Raw genomic sequence first — 23,827 nt, 5'->3', positions numbered from 1 at the left:
GCCCATCATGCCCAAGACAGGCACGCTGCGAGTGGCGCGACTACCGGAGCCGTTTAAAACTTGAACAGCAAAGACATTGCACAAGGCATGTGCAGCCCGATATGGATGTTAAATGAAAGCCTATATTTTTCTGAGAGAAGACAACGCACGCTACAGCAATCCCCTCAAAATCGATGGCAAAGGTGTGAGCTTTTTTGTCGACCCGGTGCTAAAAAACACCTCGATGGTGCAATCATCCTGCGGTGATCACTGGACGGTCTGTTTTTTTAAAAACACCCCGTTCGAGCAGCGTTTTCGCATCCAGTTTGATAGCTCGGACACTCCGGTCAGCGGTTACCCTCTGGCAAAAGCGATCTGGTTGGATACTGAAGACAAAGGCGCGATTAGCAAGCACCTAATCGTGACGGCATCCCAGTTCGTACGGAATTCAGGCACGCTGACCATCGACAACGTGCAGCCCCTGACGTCAACGCGCAGTATGGTGACCGACCGGGAAGCGATCGCTTACTTTTCAGGTAATGAACGGAATTTCCGCCGCATCATTTTAATACAAGCACTCGCAATAGCCTACAAACGGGTGATGTACCAGTGCATGACCGACCTCTCCGAATCCGTTAAGTCAGATAACACCGAAGTCACCCTGAAATTATACGAACAGATTCTGCGTTTTAATGCGGCAGACTACTTCCGCCATCCTATCCACCTGGATCGACACGAGTTATCTACCGCGTGGGACTTGCTGGCCAGACACTTCCGCCTGCAAGCGACCAATCGCGAAATGACTGAACAGCTATCTGGATTCTCGCTGATGCTAAAAGAGCAGCGCGATCAGGCACGTATCGAACGGGAAAAAGAGACACTCAAACATGAGCGTGAACGGGAACAACAACAGATCAAGGAAGAGAAGGCACGAGACAAAGCTCTCTGGGTGAAAGAACAGCAACGCGAAAAGCAGCTGAATAAACGTGCCACACGCCTTACCATTGCGCTCAGCCTTCTCTCCCTCCTATCATTGCTGAGTTTAGTGGAGCTAACCCCTCAGCACTTTGAAAACGCCTACACAGTCTGGGCCGAATATATCAGCCCAAGGACAAACGCCCATGTAGACGCAGCTACAGATACACAATAAGCCAACCTTGTTCGTACGCGGGCATCTAAGATTGATGAACACCTTAGCTGTCCGCCCCTTAAAACCAACAATATCATCACACCAACACCACATATGTTGGTTAGCATCATCCATCATGCTCAATATCCCCCACCTGTAGAATAAATATTTTTTAATAAAAGCCCCCCCAACAACAGAGTCCCTTAGAAAGTTTAACTTTTAGAAACAGAGTGCTAATATTTATTTACAAAACCGAACAAATTACCCTTAAAAATTAAAAAATATTTGGTTATTTATATGACTGACAAACCTGAAACGGCCGATGATGCTCTGTCATTGATGAACGAAGTCGGCAGTTATATTGATGCTCAGGCTAAAGAGATCGCTCAGTTACGCGGCCAGCGTCATCTCAAACCGTTCGACGAAGTCGGTTCAACGATTCGCGAAGCGCGTCTACGTCAAAATCTAACCCTTGAGAATCTGGCGAGTTACAGCGGTGTTTCCGAGGTCACAATTGGCAAGATCGAAAAGGGGCAGGTTAACGTCAATACGGAAAAACTGCGTGCGGTGCTCAAGGCACTGGGTATGGACCTGTGGGTCGGATAGCCGAAGTGTATTACAACGGTTATCGGGCGGGTACGCTGACCGAGACAGATGACACGCGTTACCGCTTTGAATACCACCCGGATTATCTGGCTCATGGGGCACCGTTGGCATTCCGCTTACCGTTGCAAGACGTCCCCTTTGAATCAGATGTGTTGTTTCCGTTCTTTGAGAATTTAGCATCGGAGGGCTGGATGAAAAGAATGCAATCCACCCGCATGAAGATTGATGAACAGGACACCTTCGGTCTGTTGATACGAAATGGGGATGACCTAATTGGGGCGGTGTCCCTGAAGGAAATAAGCGCATGACACAGTGTTATATAACGTTGGATACCTTATCTGAACGGAACAGAAACCTGCTGATGAAAGATTCAGCGGCGATCAAACTGTACGGTAATAACAAGGTCAATGCCCGCTTAAACATCACCCGCCAGGAGCTGTTCGCCCAAGGTGTGAAGTTTACCCAAGGTATGTCAATCTCAGGCGTGCAGCAGAAGTTGTCCCTTAAACTCGACCCGACCACGAACACGCTGATCCCGACCGATAAAGACGGGGAGTATATTCTCAAACCGACTCCGGACGGCCTGCCTTATTGTGCAGAAATGGAACACCTGAGCATGGAGATTAGCCGCACCTTGAAGATTGAAACCGCGTTGTGCGGACTGGTGGAGTTCTCAGATGGAGAACGGGCCTATATCACCAAACGGTTTGACCGTACTATAAACGGAAAACTTCACCAGGAAGACTTGTGCTCACTGTCTGACAAGCTCAAGGACGATAAGTACAACAGCACCTATGAAACGGCCGGTCGTATCCTCGCAGAGGCGACAGGTGGCAAGGTGGCCGTTCTGGACGACTACTTCAAGCGGGTGTTGCTGGCTTACCTGATCGGCAACGATGATCTTCACCTGAAGAATATCAGCGTCATGCGATTACCCGATAATAAAGACCGCATATATGACAAGCTGACACCGCACTACGACAACCTTTGTACTGAGTTCTACGAAACAGGAATGCTGAATAGTCTGGCAATGTCCTTGCTGGATGCCGATAACGACGCATCCCAAGGCTTTTCAGAGGCGTACCAATATTTTGGTTTCTACACACGCGCCGATTTCATGAAGCTAGCAGAAAACATTGGGCTACCTGCAAAAGCAGCAGATAATTCGATTAAGGCGATCACTCAAGCCATGCAAAAAATTAAAGCATTAATAGAGAACGCCCATATTCCAGAGGAATATAAACCGAAGTATGCAGAATTAGTGGATCAGCGCTACCACGCAATCTGCGCAGAACAAACAACAGCATGAATTTCTAAGACATTAAGAACTGAAATTTACAGCCCCGTTTATTGAATTATTTTCCGCTTAGGCTCACAAAGACCCTCCAATGAAAGGGGCCACCTGCAGCCCACAAAAGACAGAATCACATTTCGTCAATTTGACGACGAATGTCTTCAATCTTACGAGCAACCACTTTCTCTAGGTGCTCCAGTTCATCCAACAACACTTCTTTCTTGTTTTGCGTGGTCTTCTCTTCAGTCACCAGCAAATCCAGTTCTGCAACGGCACGCAGGTAATAAGGAGAAGGCTCAGTAATCACACGGAAAGGCTGCAGCCCTTCTTTCACCGGTACATTCTTATGCACGCGCTTGAACTTGAACTTCTTGCTTTTGGCGAACCACTCACCCTGATGACGATGTAAGTAGATCTTGAGGATATCCATGTCACCTTCAATACGTGATGTGTATTTTTCGATGTCATGTACGTCATCAATCCCCATATCCTTAAGGGTTTCAAACTGCTGAGTTGCCATGTCCGATTTTTCTCCGAACGTCAGGAATCAAATGAAATTATTCACCTTGGAGTATAGCTCCCTTCATCTCTCTATGATGTTCTTCGAAGCCGCTACATTCAAAAAATCAACATATGAAATACCATCTTTGATAACGCGGGAAGCATTGCATCCTAACTCCGTTTTTTTGGTGTTCGCCCCCACTCTTCGATCTCCTTTTTCCGGTCGATTTCGGCAAGCATATGTTGAAGATCACGCTTTTCTGTTTTTAAGCGCTGTATCTCAAGGCGCCGATCGAAATCTTTTTCCCGCTCTTTTTCTAATCGCTCTTCTAGCGCCTGTACCTGTTGTTCTAACCCGCTAATGACCGCTTGCAGGCCAGCAATTTCATTGATGTCAGGTCTATCGGCGTGATGCACGGCACCCGCTTCGGGGTGCGTTGGAAGGCATTGCAGTTCAGCCAGTATATGATTGTGTACAATCTTCAGTTCGGTCGCTTCACGCTCTGTATAATGGATTCCCGCTTCCATTGCCCGGTGAGCCGCTGGCGCACCAATCGAACCTGACAGTTGCTGCTCAATCCGCCAATGAAACTCAACAAGCTCCATCATTGTCAGCTGACTTTTTCCCTCAATAGCCAGATCGTCGATGATCTGCTGTAACAGTCGTGCGGTCTTGGTTTCGGCCAGATAACAATTCAATAACTGCTGCGCCTCGGTTAATTTTGGAGCGAGAGAGATATATTCCCTCAACCCAGTTGGGCGTACCTCTTCAGACCTTTCTTGCTCAGCCCTGACATTTACAAACTGCAGTGCCAATTCACGTTCGGATTTGGGCGTTAGAAAATAAAAAGAACCTGTTACATAGAGCAGGCAGTTGACTGAAATCGACCACAACAAACTGTGCGTCACATGAGGAAGAACGTCGAGACCAAACAGCGCTTCTGGCCGAAGCCAGTGAATATTGGCAGGACCATCAATCAGGATCTTGGTTGCTATCCACCCCTGATCGACCAATTGTGGGATAAGCATGGTATAGAGCCAAATCAAAACACCCGCGCTCAACCCGAGCAAGGCCCCCACTCGGTTGCCCCTTGGCCAATAGAGGGCTCCTAACGTTGCCGGAGCCAGCTGAATCAGCCCGACAAACGACAAACTGCCAAGTGAAATCAGCATCTGGGATTCACCGACAATCAATGTGAAGCCATAGCTGACCACCATAATCAGCGCCACTATTCCCCATCGACACTGCAGCAGGTGCCGTCGCATTCGTTTCAATGCCTGACTGCTCTCAAGCAGCGGTAGAAGCAGATGATTGCTGACCATTGTGGATAACGTCATCGTACTGACCATCACCATGGCTGTTGCTGCTGAGAAACCTCCCATAAACACAAGCAACGCCAACCAGTCGCTCCCGACCTTCTGCGGAATCAACAACACAAAACTGTCAGCCTGAGAGCGGGGCAAGTCCAGAACAATCCCCGCGGCGGCAAGTGGCAAAACAAACAGTTTAATCAGGATAAGATACAGCGGCAGTAAACAGATCAGCCACATCAGATGACGTTCACTAGCATTCTCTACAACGCCGATGTGAAATTGTCTGGGCAATAGATAGATCACCACAAAACCCAACACGAAGTTGGTGCTCCACTGCAGTACCGGTGCTTCCGCGTTAAAGCTTAGCAATCGCTGTCGATCCGCATCTGCCAGCTGACTAAACAGGTGACCAACACCATCGTGCAAGATAAAGGTTACAAAAACCCCCACGACAATAAGCGCCAACAGCTTGACCACACACTCCAATGCCAGAGCGGCCATCATCCCCTGATGCCGCTCTGTCGGATCCAGACGACGCACACCAAATATCACCGTAAATAACGTCATCAGCACGACCACTAACACCCCACTCCAATCCCCATCAGAATCGACCTGCGGCCCAACGGTGAGCAGTGCAAAGGTGGCTACAACGGCTTTAAGCTGCAAAGCAATGTAGGGAATCACACCGAATAACAGGACCAACGTGACCCCTGTCGCCATACTTTGGGAACGGTTGTAACGGGTGGAAAGTAAGTCAGCAATACTCGTGAGTCGGAAGGATTGCTTCAGGCGTACCATTTTGCGCAGGATCAACGCAGCAAACAGCATTCCAAAAATTACACCGCTATCAAATGCGGTAAACATCCAGCCAGCTCCCACGGCAAATCCCACTGCCCCATAGAATGCCCAAGATGTGCTGTACACGTTATAAGACAGCGCATAAATCAAAGGATGGTTGTTACGCCCTGTTGTTGTCGCACGGTGTTCCGCCCATTGAGCAACCACAAACAACAGCGCCATATAACCCAGAATAACGGCGAGAACCACGGAAGGAGCAAACATAGAACGGCCTTTTAATTCAGTGCCAGACTATCCTTGTGTGAACTTTCGGACAGACAATCGATGTGAACGGCGTACACCCAGCGACTTACGTTAACCTTAGCAGAGCACACTTCGGACAGCTTACTCGCCTATGATTTTGGTCACTTCTGGCCACAGTCTGATCTGGCACTCAAGTAACGGCCATACCCTCATCTAACTCCTGACTATTTTTCCAAAAAAAAAGAGTGCCGGGCTGGCTCCATCTTCATTTTGCACTCACCCCTTTCACAAAATCCCATGCGATATCAGACCCGATTTAACCGGGACGAAGGGTCATTCGAGCCCTTTCAATAAAATGAATCCCGCATCACAGTCTGATTTCGGTTCTATCGCCTATACTTTTCATGACTAAAAACCCAATAACAACTATTGAGGGAGTTCTCATGAAATCCCATTTGGCATTAATACCTTTAGTTGTCGCTGCGCTGGTGACCGGCTGTGCCAGTACCAACTCAGCAGATATGGTGGCCATGCAAGATATGGCTAAACAAGCGATGGATCGTGCAGCTGCCGCTGAGGCGATGGCAAAACAAGCATCCGCTAAAGCCGACGCTGCCGACCGAAATGCGGCTGCGGCAATGGAAGCGGCACGTGATGCGCAGGCTTGCTGTCAGGCAAATACCCGCCGAATCAATCGCGCCTTTGAAGAGTCCATGCAGAAATAACAGTTCAGGTCGTGGTAACCCTGCGACACCTTCAGGGTTACCACTCCCGACGAATACCAACGGCAACGGGCACACCATCTGCTTCTGCCAACGCGTCGTATATCTGATTCCAGTCCAGAAGCACCTCCAAGTCCTGTGTTACACGTCCCATCAACACCTGTAAGGCGCTGGGTAACGTTTGCTCACTCTGATCCCAGGTTTCCTTGCGATATGCTGCGGGATGCACCTCAAGAAACAGCTCGTTATCACGCCACCCCATCTTGTAAGGCTGATCAACGATGCGAAGCTCAACGCCAACGTTAACCCGATCAAACAGCGCGACAATATCTTCTGGATAAAGCCGGATACAACCGTGACTGACACGCATTCCTACGCCTGCCGGACGATTGGTTCCATGCAACAGATAACTCGACAGCCCAAGTCGCAACGCGTGACTCCCCAACGGGTTATCCGGCCCTGCAGGCACCACATCGGGTAATAGATGACCTTTTGCTAAGGCCTCTTCCCGAATTGATTTTGGTGGATACCACGCAGGAGCGACTACTTTTTTAACAACCTGAGTGATGGTAATAGGAGTCTCCCAGCCTTCTCGACCAATCCCAACCGGAAAACTATATACCTTATGAGGATCTTCTTTCGGAAAGTGATAGAGGCGCATCTCAGCTAGATTCAGTACCAGCCCTTGCTTGGGCCCAGCGGGAAGAATAAATTGCGTGGGTAGGCGCAGATAACGTTCTGACTCTGGCAACCAGATATCAAACGTTGGATTGGCTCTTAACATCGCCTCGTAACCAATTCCGAAACGCCGCGCAATACTCACCAAGGTGTCGGCTTCAGACACCCTATACCAGCGAACTTCCCCTACAACATCCTGTTCTTCCATCAACGGCCATTTGCCAGCCTGAGTAACAGGCGACAGCCCACTTAGGACAATCAGTAGTCCCCATGCCCATACCATTGACATATGTACTGATAAATAAATACTGCTCATAGGCACTCTCTGGCATCGATACGATATTCGGATCTACGTGCAGTATAGGTGTCGCACATCATCAAGATTGTTCACCGAACAATATGCCGCTAACCTGAGAGTGTTGCCGTACAGGATGTTAACCGATGCATATGCCCAGTAAGATCACCCTTCAGAAAACACCTCCGTGCTTAAACGATGTCGCATTGGACAGTAGCTTTATCGATGACAAGGATACTTACGAGACCAAGCTCAAACGCTTACAGAAGCGAATTCTGACCATCCAACAGGCATATCATCACCAACATAAGCGGGCCATTATCGTGTTTGAAGGTTGGGATGCCAGTGGCAAAGGCGGCGCTATCCGCCGTTTGACCGAACGCCTTGATCCCAGAGGATTCCATGTTCATCCCATCGGAGCCCCTAGTCCCAATGAACAAGGCAGACACTATCTTTATCGTTTTCAGGCACGGCTTCCAAAACCGCAAAGCTGGGCCATTTTCGACCGCTCCTGGTATGGACGCGTATTGGTCGAACGTGTCGAAGCGTTGTGTCCTGAATCTCATTGGCAACGCGCCTATCAAGAGATCAATGAATTCGAACGTATGCTGATGGACGATGAGGTGCGCATCGTAAAGCTATTCCTGCACATCGATCAAAACGAACAACTGCACCGTTTTCAGGAACGACTAAACAACCCCTATAAACGCTGGAAACTCACTTCAGAAGATATTCGCAATCGGGAGAAGTGGCCTCAATACTCAACGGCAATCAACGACATGCTGTCTTACACCTCAACGAGGTCAGCACCGTGGCATCTCATCGCGGCGAACCACAAATGGTACGCTCGCATTAAAGTACTTAAGACCATTGCAGATGCGTTGTCGGACGGTGTAGATATGACGCCACCACCACTAGACCCGGCGATTATTCGCGAAGCTGAACAAAAGCTGGGGATCAAAGCAAAGACGTAGCCCGCATACCCTGTTCCCGACTAACTGAAACACTGCGGGACAATAGAATAAATGTGGTCTCTGCAATATCTCTGACATATTCACCCGCCACTATAGCCGGGTGAAATATAAAGAGGACAGAATAATGGATAAGATGCATCTAAGCGCTCAACTGAAACAGCTGATGAGCCGCGGCTACTCAATCAATGATGTGAAGCATATGCTGACTGCACCCAAAAACCTGATCGATCAGGTGGTAGCAGAGTACCAACAAGAACATCGCTCCCATCGACAGAACATGAACATTCAGCGTCAGCAAGCAGAGTACGCTATGCACTTGGGTAGCGGACGTTAAGTCGTCTCGTTGCCCTGCTTTTCCGCACACTTTCGTCATACTTCCGCACTATACATTTTTTCATCTCAGACCCTTGTTCAGTATCAGTTAACCTCCAATTGTGTATTTACAGTACTAAGGGGTTATGACTAAACTGCGCCCTTCAAGATTCCGGGTTAATAGATAACTAAAATATCCACCTAGTGAGCACTGAGGTACTAACACTATGAAAAAGGCGATTGTTTTTGCAGCTGCAGCTGTTCTGATGTCTACCAACGCAATGGCAGAGCGCGCTGGCCAGGAAGTTTACAACACCAAATGTGCGGTATGTCACGCTAGCGGTGCAGCTAACGCACCTAAGCTTGGTGATGCTGCGGCATGGGGCCCTCGCGCTGCTCTGGGCATCGACGCACTGATGGCAACAGCTAAATCAGGTAAAGGTGCTATGCCACCTAAAGGCCTGTGCATGGATTGCAACGATGCAGAGCTGAAAGGCGCTATCGTATACATGCTGGACAACTCTAAATAAGAGCTGACGCTGTAGATATAAAAAACCCGGCATCTGCCGGGTTTTTTATTTAAACGATAAATTATCAGAACACTTCTTTAGGAGGCTGATTCTCGCGTCTGATGTCTTCCGGATCGGATGCCTGCAAACGCTTCAGTAACTCCTGATCCTCCCCTTTTTGTACCACGATCTCGACGCGACGGTTACGCCCACGCTGGGCGCGGGTTTCATTAGGTGTCAGAGGTTTGGTAGCTGCATATCCTAAAATACGGAAACGGTCCTGCTTAATACGCGGGTCACCAAAAAGTTCGTGTGCAACCGCCAACGCACGGGCTGTCGACAGATCCCAATTGGATTCGAAGCGACGACCTTTATACGGGATGTTGTCTGTATGTCCTTCGATGGCAACTTTGCCCTGCACCGTTAGCAACATATCGCGAATTTTAGCCAGTACCGGAATCGCTGCAAACTTCAGCTCAGCACGACCAGAATCAAAAGAACCTTGTTCCTTCAATCGGATAATGATCTTGCGGCCTTCCGATTCAACTTCAATACTGCCCTGTCCGATCTCTTTGGCTAATGCAGCAGCAAACTCAACGGCTTCCTCTTCCGCCTCTCGCTCCTGCTCCTTCTGCATCTCCTCAAAGGCTTCGCTCGCCTGCTGATCCTGGATCTCGTTTTCACCTTCTTCCGATCGAATATCCAGCGTATTCATATCGTTGTTCACCGTCATCTGGCGAACTTCGTTCAGAGGGGTAGGCTCAGGACGACCCGGACTAAATTCCTGCGCGATAATAGACGTACCTTTTGGCACATCCTCGACTTTAATCTGGTTCTGAACACCAAAGGCTTCACGCATGGAACCGGCTAACTGTTTAAACTTCAGTACGTCCATCTCTGAAAACGAGAGCAGCAGTACGAAGAAGCACATCAGCAGCGACATCAGATCGGCAAAGGTTGCTAACCAGCCTGGTAACCCCGCGGGACAGGGGGGGCATTCGTGTTCTTCGTCACTCATGACATATCCACCCGATATTAGCCGTCTGTCGCACGCTTGCCTTCCGGCAGGTAGTTTTTCAGCATCTGTTCAATGACACGCGGGTTCTGACCCGCCTGAATCGCCAACAGACCGTCGGTAATCAAGGACTGGTTCAAGGCCTCTTCATCTTTACGCTGTCCCAGCTTATCAGCCACAGGTAGCGCAAACATGGTTGCCAACATCGCACCATAGAGCGTTGTCAGCAGTGCGACAGCCATGGCCGGACCAATCGATTTTGGATCCGACATGTTCGACAGCATCTGTACCAAACCAACCAAGGTACCGATCATCCCCATTGCCGGGCCAACATCACCCATAGCGCCAAGCATCGTAATGCTGTTGTCGTGTCGATCTGCACCTAATTTCGCTTCTTTGTTCAGCAGCGTTTTCACGACCTCGGGATCATGCCCGTCGACCAGCAGCTGAATACCACGCTGCATAAAGTCGCTGGTCACTGTTTTGTCTTCCAGTGATAACAAACCACCTTTACGTGCAGCATCCGCCAACTCAACAGTCTCAGCGATAATCGTATCGGGACTGATAGACTTGAACATAAAAGCTTTGCCAATGACTTTGCCCACACCGAGGAAGGTTCCCAGCGTGTATTTCATCATCACCACAAAGAGGGTACCGACAATTACGATCAACAACGATGGAATGTTAACGAATACGCCAACATCTCCACCCATTACCATCGCAGCGACAACCAGGCCAAATGAGCCCAGCAATCCGACGAGCGTTGCTATATCCACTCTATAGTCTCCAGATCACAACCACAGCATTCTCAAGGTGTTACAAGCAATCCATCATAGCAAAAAATTTCATGCAATCACCCCCTAAACGAACGTATGATTTTGATTAATCTAAGCTAATTGATAAATACCTGCGGCTTCGGTAACGTGTACGCCTTTAATTAGCAGGTAATCCCCATGCCACGCAGCAAAAAAACCACTGATTTCGAGACGTCATTGAACGAGCTTGAAACCCTGGTCAACCAGATCGAGCAGGGTGACCTCTCTCTGGAAGATGCGCTCGGTGCCTTTGAACAAGGGGTTAAACTGACTCGCGAATGCCAGACTATTCTTGATCAGGCTGAACAGAAAGTTCAGGTATTGATAGAGAAGAATGGCGAACTTCACAGTCAGCCTTTTAATAGCGGCGAGGACGACTGAATCTTGACCATAAAAGACACCCTCCATAAGTATCAGCAACGCGTTGATGCTTATCTGGACGACACCTTACTCAGTGACAGCATAGAGCCACGCTTACAGGAAGCGATGCGTTACGCCCTGTTTAATGGCGGTAAGCGCGTGCGTCCAATATTGGTGTATATGGTTAACCAGATGCTGAATGGGAAGCTGGAAGACGCAGATGCAGCTGCGGGCGCGATCGAATGTGTCCACAGCTACTCATTGGTGCATGATGATCTTCCTGCAATGGATGATGACGATCTGCGCCGCGGCAAACCAACCTGCCATATCGCATTTGATGAAGCTGCGGCTATTCTCGCAGGTGATGCCCTGCAATGCGCTGGTTTCGAGCTACTGACTCTGGACACGACTCAACCCGGCCGCAACCTGGCGATGGTCAAAGTACTGGCTAAGGCGTCGGGTGACAGCGGCATGGTCGTGGGACAGGCGTTTGATCTTAGTCATGTCGGCAAAGCGCTGACACTCGAACAGCTTGAAGCGATGCATAAGCACAAAACGGGTGCTCTGCTGAATGCCGCCGTGGATCTCGGTGCGCTCTCCAGCGGTTGCACAGATGTCGAAACCTTTACGCAACTGCGTCGTTATGGCGATGCCATCGGCCTGGCGTTTCAGGTGAAAGATGACATTCTGGATATCGAAGGCGATACTGAAACTATTGGTAAGCCTCAGGGTTCAGATGTGGTACAGAATAAACCGACCTATCCGGCACTGCTTGGCATGTCCGGAGCTAAAGACAAACTAAGCCAACTGCACAGCGAAGCAATATCCGCGCTGCAGCCTTTTGGTGATGCTGCTCAGCCTTTGGTCGAGCTGGCTGACTTCATTGTCTATCGCGACCATTAATGTTTCAGACTATTCCCGAACAGCGTCCAGCGACACCGTTGCTGGACCGCATCGACAGCCCGCCTGATCTGCATAATCTATCTGCAGACAGTCTTGAACAGTTGGCGGAAGAACTGCGTGCCTTTCTATTATTCAGCGTAGGAAAAACTGGCGGACATTTTGGCGCAGGTTTAGGTGTTGTAGAGCTGACCATCGCGTTGCACTATCTTCTGAAAACACCGGAAGATCACCTGATCTGGGATGTGGGCCATCAAAGTTATCCACACAAAATTCTAACCGAGCGTCGGCAACGCATGCTCAGCATACGTCAGCAAGGCGGCCTGTCCCCCTTTCCTAAGCGTTCTGAAAGTGAATACGACGACTTTGGCACCGGACACTCCAGCACCTCCATCAGTGCAGCCTTAGGCATGGCGATTGCGGACCGTCTGCAAGGACTGGAACACAAAACCGTTGCCGTCATCGGCGATGGTGCGATGACCGCCGGCATGGCGTTTGAAGCGCTCAATCATGCCGCACACACCAATGCCAACATGCTGGTCATTCTTAACGATAATGAGATGTCGATCTCCCACAATGTGGGCGGGTTGGCGACGTATCTGGCAAAGAATTTAAAAAACCGTGCAGAAGGTGAAACCACTTCGGCATTGTTTGAAGCATTAGACTTTCACTACAGCGGCCCGGTAGATGGTCACAATTTCCACTCCCTGCTACCTGAATTGACCGCAGCACTGCAGCGCTCAGGCCCTCAGTTTCTGCATGTCGTCACTCGCAAGGGTAAAGGATTTGCTCCTGCAGAAGCCGATCCGGTCGGCTATCATGCACTGACTAAGATCGAACCCCAGAGCCAGGCGAAACCCGCAGTTAAGCGCCTGAAATACTGTAATGTTTTCGGCCAGTGGCTTTGTGATACCGCCGCTGATGAGTCCCAGTTGATCGGCATTACTCCGGCGATGCGCGAAGGGTCCGATCTCATCGCCTTCTCACAGCAATACCCTGAACGTTACTTTGATGTCGCCATCGCTGAACAACACGCCCTGACACTCGCTGCCGGTATGGCGTGTCGGAACATGAAACCCGTTGTAGCGATCTATTCCACATTCTTACAACGTGCGTATGACCAGCTGGTGCACGATGTCGCTATCCAGGACCTGGATGTATTGCTGGCAATAGACCGGGCCGGTTTAGTCGGCGAAGACGGCGCGACGCATGCCGGTATCTTTGATATCAGTATCTTGCGCTGCTTACCGGGGATGATCATCATGACCCCGTCAGACGAGCAGGAGCTTTACGACATGCTCACCACGGGCTATCTATATCCAGGTCCGGCCGCCGTGCGTTACCCTCGTGGCGGCGGCAGTGGTATAGATATTCAACGCCGCCCGAGGAAACTTACTTTGGGACGCAGCCAAACACTACGTACGGGCAATAAAGCAGCTCTACTTAACTTTGGTACGCTGCTACCGGCAGCGCAGCAAGCAGCTGAGACACTCGATCTGACACTGGTCGATATGCGCTTTGTAAAACCACTGGATACGGCTGTCATTGAAACGCTGTGTGATGAACACGATCTGCTGATCACGTTGGAAGATCATGCCTTACAAGGTGGTGCCGGATCTGCCGTGGGTGAATACCTGCATCAAACCAATATCCAGACATCATTGTTACAGCTTGGTATCCCCGATTATTGGGTCGATCATGCCACTCGCAGTGAGCAGCTGGCTGAGTGCGGATTAGATGCAGCCGGTATTGTTAACGCTATCCAGTCACGACTTGAGCCATAACGTAACCATCGCCCACAAAAAAGCCGCTAAATAAGCGGCTTTTTTACTGGTCGAGCATATTACTCATCGTCTTTAAAATGGTGCTCGGTCATCATATGACCCAGTTTCCCCATCTTCGTCGCAAGATAGTCTTCATTGTGACGGTTTTTACCCACTTGCAACGGCACCCGTTCTGCAACGGCAACACCGTATTTTTCCAGCGCTTTAACTTTGCGTGGATTGTTGGTCATCAGGCGGACCTGCTTGATACCGATATGATTCAACATCGGCTGGCACATTGTGTAATCACGCATATCGGCTTCGAAACCCAATTGCTCATTGGCCTCTACCGTATCCGCACCACCATCCTGCAGATGATATGCCTTGACCTTGTTTAACAGACCAATGCCGCGCCCTTCCTGTCGCAGATAGAGCAAAACGCCCTCGCCCGCTTCAGAAATACGTTTCAACGCTTCCTGCAACTGAAAACCACAGTCACAACGCAAGCTGAACAGTGAATCACCGGTCAGGCATTCCGAATGCACACGGGCCAGTACTGGGGCATCCCCACTCGGCTCTCCGTACACCAGCGCAACATGCTCTTTACCCGTTTCCCGGTCCTCAAACCCCACCATCTGAAACACACCCCAAGGGGTCGGCAGCTTGCAGGAGGCCACAAACTCAACAGTCACTCAACTTACCTCATGAATCGAAGCCCGATATTCTACAGTCTTGTCCTTCCGGGCGCATCCTGCATTAATGGAGGCAAATTAATGAATTACAACCTTTGTCGCCTATGGAAAACCCGTATTTCTAAAAAAAGCCCGCTTTCAGCAAGGAAGCGGGCTATTTTTATCTGGCCCTAGTAAATATCGGTTACTCGGAAGCCAGAATCCCGGCCTTGGTGTGAAGGGGCAACATGATCATCACCCTAAGTCCATTCAGACGCTCAGAACGCCCCAAAGACAGTTTACCCGCATACTGCCGAACAATATCGGTCACGATACTCATTCCCAGCCCATGCCCATCGGTCGACTCATCCAACCGTTCACCCCGTGTAAGCAGGCGCTCAATCTGATCTTCTGCGATTCCCGGGCCATCATCTTCGATGATCATTGTAAGACAATCATCATCCGTCTCGGCGGTAATCGATACAGCTGAATGCGCCCATTTACAGGCGTTATCCATCAAATTGCCCAACAACTCCATCAGATCATCACGTTCGCCGGGGAAGTAAATCTTGTCACTGACATTCTGCTGAATATTAAGCGCCTTATCGCGGTATATCGCTTTTAGTGTCCGTAGCAGTTTATCCATCTCGGGCAGCATATAGATCCGCTGACCGGGCAACGCGGCTCCCGCAATACGTGCACGGGTGAGCTCTCGATGCATCAAATCCCGCAGGCGTACCGACTGCTCCTGCATATCCGCCGCATGATCAGGGTCTCGCACCTTAAGTGCCTCAATCTGCCGATCCAATACTGTTAACGGTGTTTTAGCGGCATGAGCCAGATTTCCGACGGCATTACGTGAGCGCTGTAGCCGCAGCTCCATTGCCTGAACCAGATAATTGATTTCTGTAACAAGAGGATCCACTTCAGTCGTATTCACTGGTGACAATTGACGCACCTCTCCCTGCTTAAGACGAGAGATATCACCCCGCACACTGACCAGAGAACGCAGCCCCCGACGAATAATCACTACCTGCACCACAAGCAATATGATCAGGAACACCAGTCCGGACGCTGCAACCGCCCACCCCTGCTTACGCAGCGATTTGTCGATCCGATCCACATCTTCAGCTAACACCAGCTGAACCTTCAACCCCTCTTTCATAAAGGTCTGATCCAATACCAGCCAGGGATGTTTAGCCTTATGCACTAAACGCACGTATTCCTGACCGATATCTTCGCCCCCGTTGGTGGGAATCATCTCATCCCAGAGAGAGCGGGAATAAAGCCACTTATCTTCTACACGTACTTGAAAATAATGGCCGGACATCGGCTGAAGATAGACAGGATCGATCATATCGCTGTTGACTCGCCAGCCCCCCGCTTCATCCATTTCAACGGCACGCAAAATCGTATATGCATCACTGGACAGGCGTGCACTAACAAATTCGTAGGCGGTCTGACGTAGGTACCAACTGTTAGCCAGCCAAAGCACCACAATGGCCACCATCGAGACCAAAATAAAACCACTGTTCAGGCGGGTCTGAATAGATTTCAGCATCGGCAGACGCTCAGAGTGTCGCAATGAAGACGTAACCCTGACCCCGTTTGGTCTGGATACGCTCTTTACCAATCTTCTTACGCAGCATCTTAATGTAGGCCTCGATAACATTGCTGTCATTTTCAGCGCCATCATCGTACAGATGCTCGACAAGCTGGAGCTTCGATAATACGCGAGAGGGGTTATGCATAAAGTAACGCAACAGACGATATTCTGTGCCGGTCAGGGACACTTCTTCGTTCCCATCAAGCACTACAGATTGGGTTTTTTCATTCAGAACTAAGCCTTCGACTTCCAACGTGCTGCTGATCTGCTGATGAGCACGCCTTAGTAAAGCGGTCATACGTGCGAAGAGTTCTTCATTGTGGAAAGGTTTACCAAGATAATCGTCAGCACCCGCCTCGAAGCCGTCTACGCGCTCTTGCCAAGCAGAACGCGCCGTCAAAATGAGCACCGGTACATTATTCCGACGTTTACGCCAGTTACGCAGCACTTCCAGGCCAGACCGTTGCGGCAAGCCCAGATCAAGCACTACCAGATCGTAAATATCTTCATACCCCATCGCCTCACCATCAACACCATTGTCAGCGAGGTCTACCGCATAACCGCTGCGAAGCAGCTCAGCCCGCAGGTCAGGCCCCAGATGGGGATCATCCTCTACCAGTAGCACCCTCATGATGGGTTACTTCTCCTTAATCATGTCTCCTGTACGGGCATCAACCAACAGCATGCGCACCACACCGTCTTTGCCCGCCACTTCCATCTCATAGATGTATTCTTCACCCTGCTTGATCAATGATGTATCTAACATGTGGCCATCGGTCAGCATTTTGACCTTATCCATCAATTCCATCATCGATAGGATGACACCTGATTCCGCCAGCACACGACATTCATCAGCATCTAACCGTTCCATTGCCTTATCACGAACAGACATCGGGCTTTCATATCCTGCAGGGAGGCTACTTACCCCCTGCGCAGATAAAGTAAAAGTGCCACCAAGCATAATCAGGGTAGCAAACATCAAGCGCTTTACATGGCTTCGCATAAAACCTCCCCCAAATTAGGCTAGGTGGTTCCTTCACATTCAGTCAATATATACAGCGGTAGACTCTGAGTACAGAGCCTACCGGTGCGGCCGTAAGCAATCAATGAAACGCTTACTGATTGGAATATACATCTTCGCCCCAAAGATCACGGACAGGACTGCCGTAACCACTACGCAGAGCTTCATCTTTAATATTGGTATCTTCTGCTGACAAATGACCTTCAACCGGATGATCCCAGCTGTCCAATGGATATAAAGAACCTGTTGCAGCAAACGCCTGAGAAGTCATCAAGGCAGTACCGATAGCAGCAGCGGCGATATATTTTGAGAAAGTTTTCATGGTGACCCTCCAAGATTGTTAAGTAGTCTCGGAGTTCAATTTAGCGCGGCCACCTGAAACCAAGCTGAAAGGTCAGGTATTGTTTAGAACCATTCCACCTAGCGTTATAGCTGCAAGGAAGAACGTCAATTGCAAGGCGATCCAGGCGTAGATGCCCGCCAGAATATCGTCCAGCATAATTCCTAATCCGCCAGACACTTGCTTATCTGCCCAACGGATTGGCCAGGGCTTGAGAATATCAAACAAGCGGAACCATAGAAAACCGACCAATATCCATATCAACCCGGTTGGCGCTGCAAACATCGTAATCCAGAACCCTACAAACTCATCCCAAACAATACCACCATGATCATGCACGCCAATATCAGATGAGGTGCGGTCACATAGCCAGATACCCACCAGTGTTGTGATCAGCAACATCAAGGCGTACATCGGCAATGAGAGCTGCTGGAACCAGAAATAGGGAATGATCGCAGCCAACGTACCAAACGTACCCGGTGCGAACGGTGCGGCACCGCTGCCCAAACCAAAGGCTAGAAAATGGACCGGATTACGCCAGACCGATGCAGGGACAACATTCATGATGATTCCTTGGCAAAGTGGTCATACCCACCGGCACCACTTACCGGCTGACCATCTAAACGGATACCCGGTACAGGACTTATCTGTCCAATCACCGCGACCGGCTCTGGGAGTGAAGCCAACGTATCCTGCATGGAGGCTGGACACGTAAAGCAGAGCTCAAAGTCCTCACCACCAGTTAGCGCCCATTGCTGAGCTTGTTTCAGACCGGCATATGCCAGCAGTTGTGGCGATAACGGCAGTGTATCGATATTCAGATCTGCCCCTAAGGCACTGTTATTCAACAGGTGGCCCAGATCAGCCAAAACCCCATCCGAGATATCCACACAGGCCGTAGCAATCCCCCGCAACGCCAGACCGGTTTTCAGCCGAGGAGTTGGGGCATTAAAACGTGCTTGCAGATAGTCGACCGTGGCACTCTGCGGTTCCTGTTTCAGCAAGGTTTCTAATCCCGCGCGACTGTCACCGAGTGTTCCGGTCACACAGACGAGATCCCCGACTGCAGCCCCCTGGCGACGCAAGGCTTTATCCACAGGCACAAAACCATGCACTTGCGCGGATAAAGACAATGGACCACGGGTCGTATCACCGCCCACCAAGCGAATATTCAGCGCATTGGCAATCGCGATAAGGCTTGTCGCAAAAGGCTCCAGCCAGGCTTCAGTGGCTTCTGGTAGCGTCAAAGCCAAGGTAAACCAGGCAGGTCTCGCGCCCATCGCAGCCAAATCACTGACCGATGCGCCTAACAGACGGGACGCCAGATGCTCTGGCGCTGTGCCCGGCAAGAAATGCGTACCTTCCACCAGCGTATCAATCGACACAGCCATGACTTCATCAGGTGCAGGGATAAGCAGTGCGCAGTCGTCACCGATCCCCAGCGCTACAGAAGCATCGGTTGATGCCTCTGCAAAGTAACGCCGGATCAGTTCAAACTCACCTAGGGAGGGGGTACTCATCGGGAGCTTTTAGCTTTCACCTCAGCCATACGAACACGCTGTGCAAGCTTATCCAGAATACCGTTTACGTAACGATGACTCTCAGTTGCACCGAAAACCTTCGCCAGCTCAACGCTTTCATTGATTGCTACACGGTAAGGCACTTCCAGACGATGCATCAGCTCGTATGCACCAATGCGCAGGACGGTCAGTTCTACCGGATCCAGTTCGCTCAGTTCACGATCCAGAAACGGCTTATACCGTTCATCCAGCTCACTTTTACGACTGGCAACACCGATCAGCAATTCAGAGAAAAGACGTACATCAGTGTTACGCATGTCATTATCCACACGGAACTGAGCGTCAATCTCGTTCACCGGCTGACCGGCTAACTGCCACTGATACAGCGCCTGCAACGCGAAGCTGCGTGCAGAACGGCGCTGAGCGGTCAGGGAAGCTTTTTTGTTCGATTTAGGCGTAGTGTTGTCGCTCATCTAGCCTTAAACCTCAAGCTTACGCAGCAGGCTAACCATTTCCAGCGCAGACAGGGCAGCTTCATCGCCTTTGTTACCCATCTTAGTGCCAGAACGTTCAACTGCCTGTTCAATGCTGTTCACGGTCAGAATGCCGTTCGCTACCGGTACGTCATACTCCAGGGATACCTGAGCAACACCTTTAGACGCTTCACCGGAAACGTATTCAAAGTGTGGCGTACCACCACGGATAACCGCACCCAGCGCGATAATCGCATCCGCATCACCCTGAGCAGCAATTTTCTTCACTGCCAATGGGATCTCAAATGCACCCGGCACGCGGATAACACGAATATTGTCTTCGTCCACACCGTGACGCTTCAGCGTATCCAGTGCACCTTCCAGCAGGCTCTCAACCACGAATGCGTTGAAACGGCCAACTACGATTGCGTAATTGCCGTTACCGCTGATGAAATCGCCTTCAAACGTTTTAACTGCCATGATTCTTATCCAGCTTACTCTTCACAAGGGATGTATTCTTCAATCTCCAGATCGAACCCGGAGATCGCATTAAACTTCATTGGCGAACTGAGCAGACGCATCTTGCGCACACCCAGATCACGCAGGATCTGAGAACCGGTACCTACCGTCAGGTAAGCCCCCGAAGAACTCACATCCACTTTGGATTTTTTCTTACCGGCCAGAACGTTTTCCAGCGCATCACCTAAGTCGATGCGTGCACCAGTATCCAGCAACAGCACAACACCATTACCTTCCTGAGCAACACGTTCCAGCGCTTTACGCACCGTCCACTTCAACTCACCACCCGGTGCAACAGCCACAACATCACGCATAACTTCGCTACGGATGTGTACACGCACCATCGTCGGATTTTCCGGCTCAACATCACCCAGCGTCAATGCCAGGTGAGTGCAATCCTGAATTTCATCACGGTATGTGATGTAGTTGAAATCGCCAAACTCGGTTGGCAACACACCATCACTGACGCGTTCTACGGTATGCTCGTTGGTCGTACGATAGTGGATCAAATCTGCAATCGTACCGATCTTCAAGTTGTGCTTTTCAGCGAACTTTTCCAGATCAGGACGACGCGCCATTGTGCCGTCTTCATTCATGATTTCGACAATGGCTGCAGCAGGTGTCATACCCGCCAAGCGTGCCAGATCACAACCGGCTTCGGTGTGGCCTGCACGGCTCAAAACACCACCAGGCTGAGCCATCAGTGGAAAAATATGGCCAGGCTGTACGATATCTTCCGGCTTCACGCTGTCTTTAACCGCTACGCGTACGGTGTGCGCACGATCTGCTGCGGAAATACCGGTGGTCACGCCGGTTGCCGCCTCGATGGACATGGTGAAGTTGGTGGAGAACTGTGCACCGTTGCTCTGTACCATCAACGGCAGGTTCAGCTTTTCACAGTGTCCACGGGTCAGAGTCAGACAGATCAGACCGCGTGCATGGGTTGCCATGAAGTTAATATCTTCAGGACGCACCATTTCAGCCGCGATGACCAGATCACCTTCGTTCTCCCGGTCTTCATCATCCATCAGGATAACCATTTTGCCCTGACGGATATCGTCGATAATTTCCTGGGTGCTGTTCAGTTTCATTGCCTTAGTCTCTTCCGCCTAAGCGGTCTAAAAATCTCTTCCGCCGCAGCGGTTTAAAAGTCTCGTCCGCATTAGCGGCGCGTAAATCCGAATTCAGCCAGCTTATCGAGTGTTAACCCGCCGCTGTCCGTATTGTGTTCTTCTTCCGGCATAGCCCGGTGACCGATCATACGTTCCAGATAACGTGCAATAATATCAACTTCCAGATGCACCTGCTGGCCCGGCTCATAATGATCGATGATGGTTTCCTGCACTGTATGCGGCACAATATTGAGCTCAAACTGATCACCCTGCACTGCATTAACTGTCAGACTGGTACCATCTACTGTGATCGAGCCTTTACCTGCAATGTAACGCCCAAGTGCGGCAGGCGCCTTAATTGTAAAACGTACAGAGCGCGCATCATCACGCCGATCAACCACTTCACCTAATCCATCCACATGGCCGGTCACAATATGTCCACCCAGACGACTGGTGGGCATCAGGGCTTTTTCCAGATTAACCCTCTCACCAACAGACAGAGATGGAAAACGTGTGTGGATCAGCGTTTCACGGGATACATCAGCCCAAAAGCCGTCACCCGGCAGATCAATCGCCGTCAAACAGACACCGTTCACCGCGATGCTATCACCCAGCTTTACATCACCTAAATCCAGATCTGCGGTGCGAATATACAATTGCAGATCGCCTTGCTGCTCTTCGATAGCAGCAACGGTGCCGATGGCCTCAATAATTCCAGTAAACATCAGTTCTTCTCAGTATAAACAGGGCGTAGATTTAATCGCAGATCATCGCCCAGCATTCTGCTATCCAGCAACTGAAGACGGATCTGCTCATCCATCTTCGAATACGGTAACCTGTACATCGGCCGTGCGTCGGACCCCATCAGGGTCATCGCCTGATAAACCACCAACTCGTCAACAACACCCGCAGAAATAAACGCACCCGCCAGGCTGGCACCGGTTTCCACCAGCAGTTCATTGCACTGCTCTGTCGTCACCAGATGCTCCAGCAATGCTCTAATTGATACACGATTCTGCTCTGCTGCCAGCTGAACAACTTCAGCGCCGGATTGTATTAACGCGCCAGTTTTCACTGCGTCCTGACTGACAGTTGCAATTAACGTCCGCCCCGGTTGCAGCAGAATTTTAGCATTCAACGGCATCCGTAGCTGACTGTCCAGAACCACCCGCAGGGGTTGTTTCTGGACGATGTCAGCAGCGTTATCCAACTGCAGTTCATTTTCACGCACGGTCAGGGAAGAATCGTCGTGCAAAATCGAATCAACACCGGTCACAATCACTGAGCTTTGCGCACGTAAACGCTGTACATCGCTGCGTGCGGCCGCGCCGGTAATCCACTGGGACTCACCGCTTTGCATGGCGGTACGACCGTCCAAGCTGCTGGCGGTTTTAACCCGCACGTAAGGAAGCCCCTGCTCCATGCGCTTGATAAAACCCGGATTCAGCGCTTTGGCTTCAGCTTCAAGCAACCCAGAGGAGGCTTCAATTCCAGCCTTCAGCAACCGTTTAATACCACGCCCAGCAACCTGAGGGTTTGGATCTACCATCGCGGACACAACACGCGCAACTCTCGCCTGAACAAGCGCTTCAGCGCAGGGCGGGGTTTTGCCATGGTGACTGCACGGTTCCAGCGTGACATACGCCGTCGCGCCCACGGCCTGATCGCCGGCCATGCGCAAAGCATTCACTTCAGCATGACCTTCACCTGCACGGACGTGGAAACCTTCACCGACAATCTGGCCATCACGCACGAGTACACAACCCACACGCGGGTTGGGGTGTGTCGTATAACGCCCTTGGGCCGCCAGTTGGATCGCCCGCGCCATCCAGCTGCGATCTTGTTCAGAAAACGACGCCATTACTGCTCTCCGGTGCCTTCGTCATGGTCAGCAGAGAGACGGTCGATCTCTTCTTTAAATTCGTTAATATCCTGAAAGCTTCGATACACAGAAGCAAAACGTACGTAAGCCACTTCATCCAGTTTACGCAGTTCAGACATCACCTCTTCACCCACCTGACGGGACGGTAACTCACGTTCCCCTGCAGCACGAAGACAGTGTTTAATGCGATTGATGGAGGCTTCAAATTCCTCCATAGAGACAGGCCGCTTTTCCAGGGCCCGATGGATACCCGCACGCAATTTATCTTCATCAAACGGCTGGCGGGAGCCGTCAGCCTTGATCACACGCGGCATCAAGAGCTCAGCAGTTTCATAGGTGGTAAAACGCTCGTGACAGTGGATGCATTCGCGACGACGGCGGACTTGCTGGCCTTCAGCAACCAAACGGGAATCTACAACCTTAGTTTCGTTCGCAGCACAAAATGGACAATGCATGGCCGTTTCCTGTCAAAAAGA

The 23,827-nt window shown here is 50.5% G+C and carries 29 protein-coding genes; 11 read left to right on the top strand and 18 right to left on the bottom strand.

Going from position 1 to position 23,827, the window contains the following annotated elements; translation table 11 throughout:
- The first annotated feature begins 112 nt into the window (after positions 1-112).
- The 4 genes from IOQ59_RS01350 (at position 113) to IOQ59_RS01335 (ending at position 3,023) form a co-directional block, all read left to right on the top strand.
- Positions 113-1,129 carry a cell envelope integrity TolA family protein gene (locus IOQ59_RS01350; protein WP_193951455.1) on the top strand — a complete coding sequence of 339 codons (1,017 nt, stop codon included), beginning with the start codon at positions 113-115 and terminating at the stop codon, positions 1,127-1,129.
- 276 nt (positions 1,130-1,405) lie between these two features.
- The gene (locus tag IOQ59_RS01345; RefSeq protein WP_193951454.1) at positions 1,406-1,714 is read left to right on the top strand and encodes a helix-turn-helix domain-containing protein; all 309 of its coding nucleotides are present in this window, start codon (positions 1,406-1,408) and stop codon (positions 1,712-1,714) included.
- Entirely contained in the window at positions 1,702-2,022 is a 321-nt protein-coding gene (locus IOQ59_RS01340; protein ID WP_193951453.1) for a HipA N-terminal domain-containing protein, read from the top strand. Before IOQ59_RS01345 ends, IOQ59_RS01340 begins: the two co-directional genes overlap by 13 nt.
- Before the next feature lie 53 nt (positions 2,023-2,075).
- Positions 2,076-3,023 (top strand): type II toxin-antitoxin system HipA family toxin, encoded by a 948-nt coding sequence (locus IOQ59_RS01335; protein WP_193951452.1) that lies wholly within the window; start codon positions 2,076-2,078, stop codon positions 3,021-3,023.
- Positions 3,024-3,138: 115 nt separating this feature from the next.
- Here the strand turns inward: IOQ59_RS01335 and IOQ59_RS01330 are convergent, their stop codons facing one another.
- Positions 3,139-3,528, bottom strand: coding sequence for a DUF3461 family protein (locus IOQ59_RS01330; protein ID WP_193951451.1), 390 nt, complete (start codon positions 3,526-3,528; stop codon positions 3,139-3,141).
- A 152-nt stretch (positions 3,529-3,680) separates the two neighbouring features.
- Positions 3,681-5,885, bottom strand: a complete 2,205-nt coding sequence (locus tag IOQ59_RS01325) for a sodium:solute symporter family protein (protein ID WP_193951450.1) — start codon at positions 5,883-5,885, stop codon at positions 3,681-3,683.
- A gap of 422 nt (positions 5,886-6,307) precedes the next feature.
- Between IOQ59_RS01325 and IOQ59_RS01320 the strand changes: the two genes are divergently transcribed.
- Entirely contained in the window at positions 6,308-6,589 is a 282-nt protein-coding gene (locus tag IOQ59_RS01320) for an Lpp/OprI family alanine-zipper lipoprotein (RefSeq protein ID WP_193951449.1), read from the top strand.
- A gap of 37 nt (positions 6,590-6,626) precedes the next feature.
- Here IOQ59_RS01320 and IOQ59_RS01315 read toward each other — a convergent pair whose 3' ends face one another.
- Complete coding sequence (locus tag IOQ59_RS01315) at positions 6,627-7,580, bottom strand: L,D-transpeptidase family protein (RefSeq protein ID WP_193951448.1); 954 nt, start codon at positions 7,578-7,580, stop codon at positions 6,627-6,629.
- Positions 7,581-7,705: 125 nt separating this feature from the next.
- On the opposite strand from IOQ59_RS01315, the gene IOQ59_RS01310 reads away from it, so the two are divergent.
- The 3 genes from IOQ59_RS01310 to IOQ59_RS01300 all read left to right on the top strand — a co-directional run bounded on the left by IOQ59_RS01310 (position 7,706) and on the right by IOQ59_RS01300 (position 9,375).
- The gene (locus IOQ59_RS01310; protein ID WP_193951447.1) at positions 7,706-8,533 is read left to right on the top strand and encodes a polyphosphate kinase 2 family protein; all 828 of its coding nucleotides are present in this window, start codon (positions 7,706-7,708) and stop codon (positions 8,531-8,533) included.
- A 124-nt stretch (positions 8,534-8,657) separates the two neighbouring features.
- Positions 8,658-8,867, top strand: coding sequence for a hypothetical protein (locus tag IOQ59_RS01305; protein WP_193951446.1), 210 nt, complete (start codon positions 8,658-8,660; stop codon positions 8,865-8,867).
- 205 nt (positions 8,868-9,072) lie between these two features.
- Positions 9,073-9,375, top strand: a complete 303-nt coding sequence (locus tag IOQ59_RS01300) for a c-type cytochrome (RefSeq protein ID WP_193951445.1) — start codon at positions 9,073-9,075, stop codon at positions 9,373-9,375.
- Positions 9,376-9,439: 64 nt separating this feature from the next.
- On the opposite strand, the gene IOQ59_RS01295 is transcribed toward IOQ59_RS01300, so the two are convergent.
- Complete coding sequence (locus IOQ59_RS01295; RefSeq protein ID WP_193951444.1) at positions 9,440-10,372, bottom strand: flagellar motor protein MotB; 933 nt, start codon at positions 10,370-10,372, stop codon at positions 9,440-9,442.
- A gap of 17 nt (positions 10,373-10,389) precedes the next feature.
- Positions 10,390-11,145, bottom strand: coding sequence for a flagellar motor protein PomA (gene pomA / locus IOQ59_RS01290; protein WP_193951443.1), 756 nt, complete (start codon positions 11,143-11,145; stop codon positions 10,390-10,392).
- 177 nt (positions 11,146-11,322) lie between these two features.
- Between pomA and IOQ59_RS01285 the strand changes: the two genes are divergently transcribed.
- Genes IOQ59_RS01285 through dxs form a run of 3 tightly spaced genes read left to right on the top strand, consistent with a single transcriptional unit; the run spans position 11,323 to position 14,228 of the window.
- Entirely contained in the window at positions 11,323-11,565 is a 243-nt protein-coding gene (locus tag IOQ59_RS01285; RefSeq protein WP_193951442.1) for an exodeoxyribonuclease VII small subunit, read from the top strand.
- A 3-nt stretch (positions 11,566-11,568) separates the two neighbouring features.
- Entirely contained in the window at positions 11,569-12,447 is an 879-nt protein-coding gene (locus IOQ59_RS01280; protein ID WP_193951441.1) for a polyprenyl synthetase family protein, read from the top strand.
- Positions 12,447-14,228, top strand: a complete 1,782-nt coding sequence (gene dxs / locus IOQ59_RS01275) for a 1-deoxy-D-xylulose-5-phosphate synthase (protein ID WP_193951440.1) — start codon at positions 12,447-12,449, stop codon at positions 14,226-14,228. The genes IOQ59_RS01280 and dxs overlap by 1 nt, the downstream gene beginning before the upstream one ends.
- 59 nt (positions 14,229-14,287) lie before the next feature.
- Here the strand turns inward: dxs and ribA are convergent, their stop codons facing one another.
- From ribA to nrdR, 13 genes are all read right to left on the bottom strand, one after another.
- Positions 14,288-14,899 carry a GTP cyclohydrolase II gene (gene ribA / locus IOQ59_RS01270; RefSeq protein WP_193951439.1) on the bottom strand — a complete coding sequence of 204 codons (612 nt, stop codon included), beginning with the start codon at positions 14,897-14,899 and terminating at the stop codon, positions 14,288-14,290.
- A gap of 184 nt (positions 14,900-15,083) precedes the next feature.
- Entirely contained in the window at positions 15,084-16,439 is a 1,356-nt protein-coding gene (locus IOQ59_RS01265) for an ATP-binding protein (protein ID WP_228050590.1), read from the bottom strand.
- Between the two features lie 10 nt (positions 16,440-16,449).
- A complete protein-coding gene (locus IOQ59_RS01260; protein WP_193951438.1) occupies positions 16,450-17,115 on the bottom strand; it encodes a response regulator transcription factor in 666 nt (221 codons plus the stop codon).
- Between the two features lie 6 nt (positions 17,116-17,121).
- Positions 17,122-17,376 (bottom strand): PepSY domain-containing protein, encoded by a 255-nt coding sequence (locus IOQ59_RS01255; RefSeq protein ID WP_193951437.1) that lies wholly within the window; start codon positions 17,374-17,376, stop codon positions 17,122-17,124.
- A gap of 223 nt (positions 17,377-17,599) precedes the next feature.
- Complete coding sequence (locus tag IOQ59_RS01250; RefSeq protein ID WP_193951436.1) at positions 17,600-17,827, bottom strand: hypothetical protein; 228 nt, start codon at positions 17,825-17,827, stop codon at positions 17,600-17,602.
- A 72-nt stretch (positions 17,828-17,899) separates the two neighbouring features.
- A complete protein-coding gene (locus IOQ59_RS01245; protein WP_193951435.1) occupies positions 17,900-18,409 on the bottom strand; it encodes a phosphatidylglycerophosphatase A family protein in 510 nt (169 codons plus the stop codon).
- A complete protein-coding gene (gene thiL / locus IOQ59_RS01240; RefSeq protein ID WP_193951434.1) occupies positions 18,406-19,365 on the bottom strand; it encodes a thiamine-phosphate kinase in 960 nt (319 codons plus the stop codon). The genes IOQ59_RS01245 and thiL overlap by 4 nt, the downstream gene beginning before the upstream one ends.
- A complete protein-coding gene (nusB, locus tag IOQ59_RS01235) occupies positions 19,362-19,838 on the bottom strand; it encodes a transcription antitermination factor NusB (RefSeq protein ID WP_193951433.1) in 477 nt (158 codons plus the stop codon). Before nusB ends, thiL begins: the two co-directional genes overlap by 4 nt.
- Before the next feature lie 6 nt (positions 19,839-19,844).
- On the bottom strand, positions 19,845-20,318 hold the full coding sequence (ribH, locus tag IOQ59_RS01230; protein ID WP_193951432.1) for a 6,7-dimethyl-8-ribityllumazine synthase: 474 nt from the start codon (positions 20,316-20,318) through the stop codon (positions 19,845-19,847).
- A gap of 14 nt (positions 20,319-20,332) precedes the next feature.
- Complete coding sequence (gene ribBA / locus IOQ59_RS01225) at positions 20,333-21,448, bottom strand: bifunctional 3,4-dihydroxy-2-butanone-4-phosphate synthase/GTP cyclohydrolase II (RefSeq protein WP_193951431.1); 1,116 nt, start codon at positions 21,446-21,448, stop codon at positions 20,333-20,335.
- A gap of 71 nt (positions 21,449-21,519) precedes the next feature.
- Entirely contained in the window at positions 21,520-22,194 is a 675-nt protein-coding gene (locus IOQ59_RS01220; RefSeq protein WP_193951430.1) for a riboflavin synthase, read from the bottom strand.
- The gene (ribD, locus tag IOQ59_RS01215; protein WP_193951429.1) at positions 22,194-23,330 is read right to left on the bottom strand and encodes a bifunctional diaminohydroxyphosphoribosylaminopyrimidine deaminase/5-amino-6-(5-phosphoribosylamino)uracil reductase RibD; all 1,137 of its coding nucleotides are present in this window, start codon (positions 23,328-23,330) and stop codon (positions 22,194-22,196) included. The genes IOQ59_RS01220 and ribD overlap by 1 nt, the downstream gene beginning before the upstream one ends.
- On the bottom strand, positions 23,330-23,806 hold the full coding sequence (gene nrdR, locus IOQ59_RS01210; protein ID WP_193951428.1) for a transcriptional regulator NrdR: 477 nt from the start codon (positions 23,804-23,806) through the stop codon (positions 23,330-23,332). Before nrdR ends, ribD begins: the two co-directional genes overlap by 1 nt.
- Positions 23,807-23,827 lie beyond the last annotated feature (21 nt).

It is taken from the genome of Pontibacterium sinense (assembly GCF_015209595.1).
GTDB classification, from domain to species: domain Bacteria; phylum Pseudomonadota; class Gammaproteobacteria; order Pseudomonadales; family Balneatricaceae; genus Pontibacterium; species Pontibacterium sinense.
This window is presented reverse-complemented; position numbering and strand designations above follow the sequence as displayed.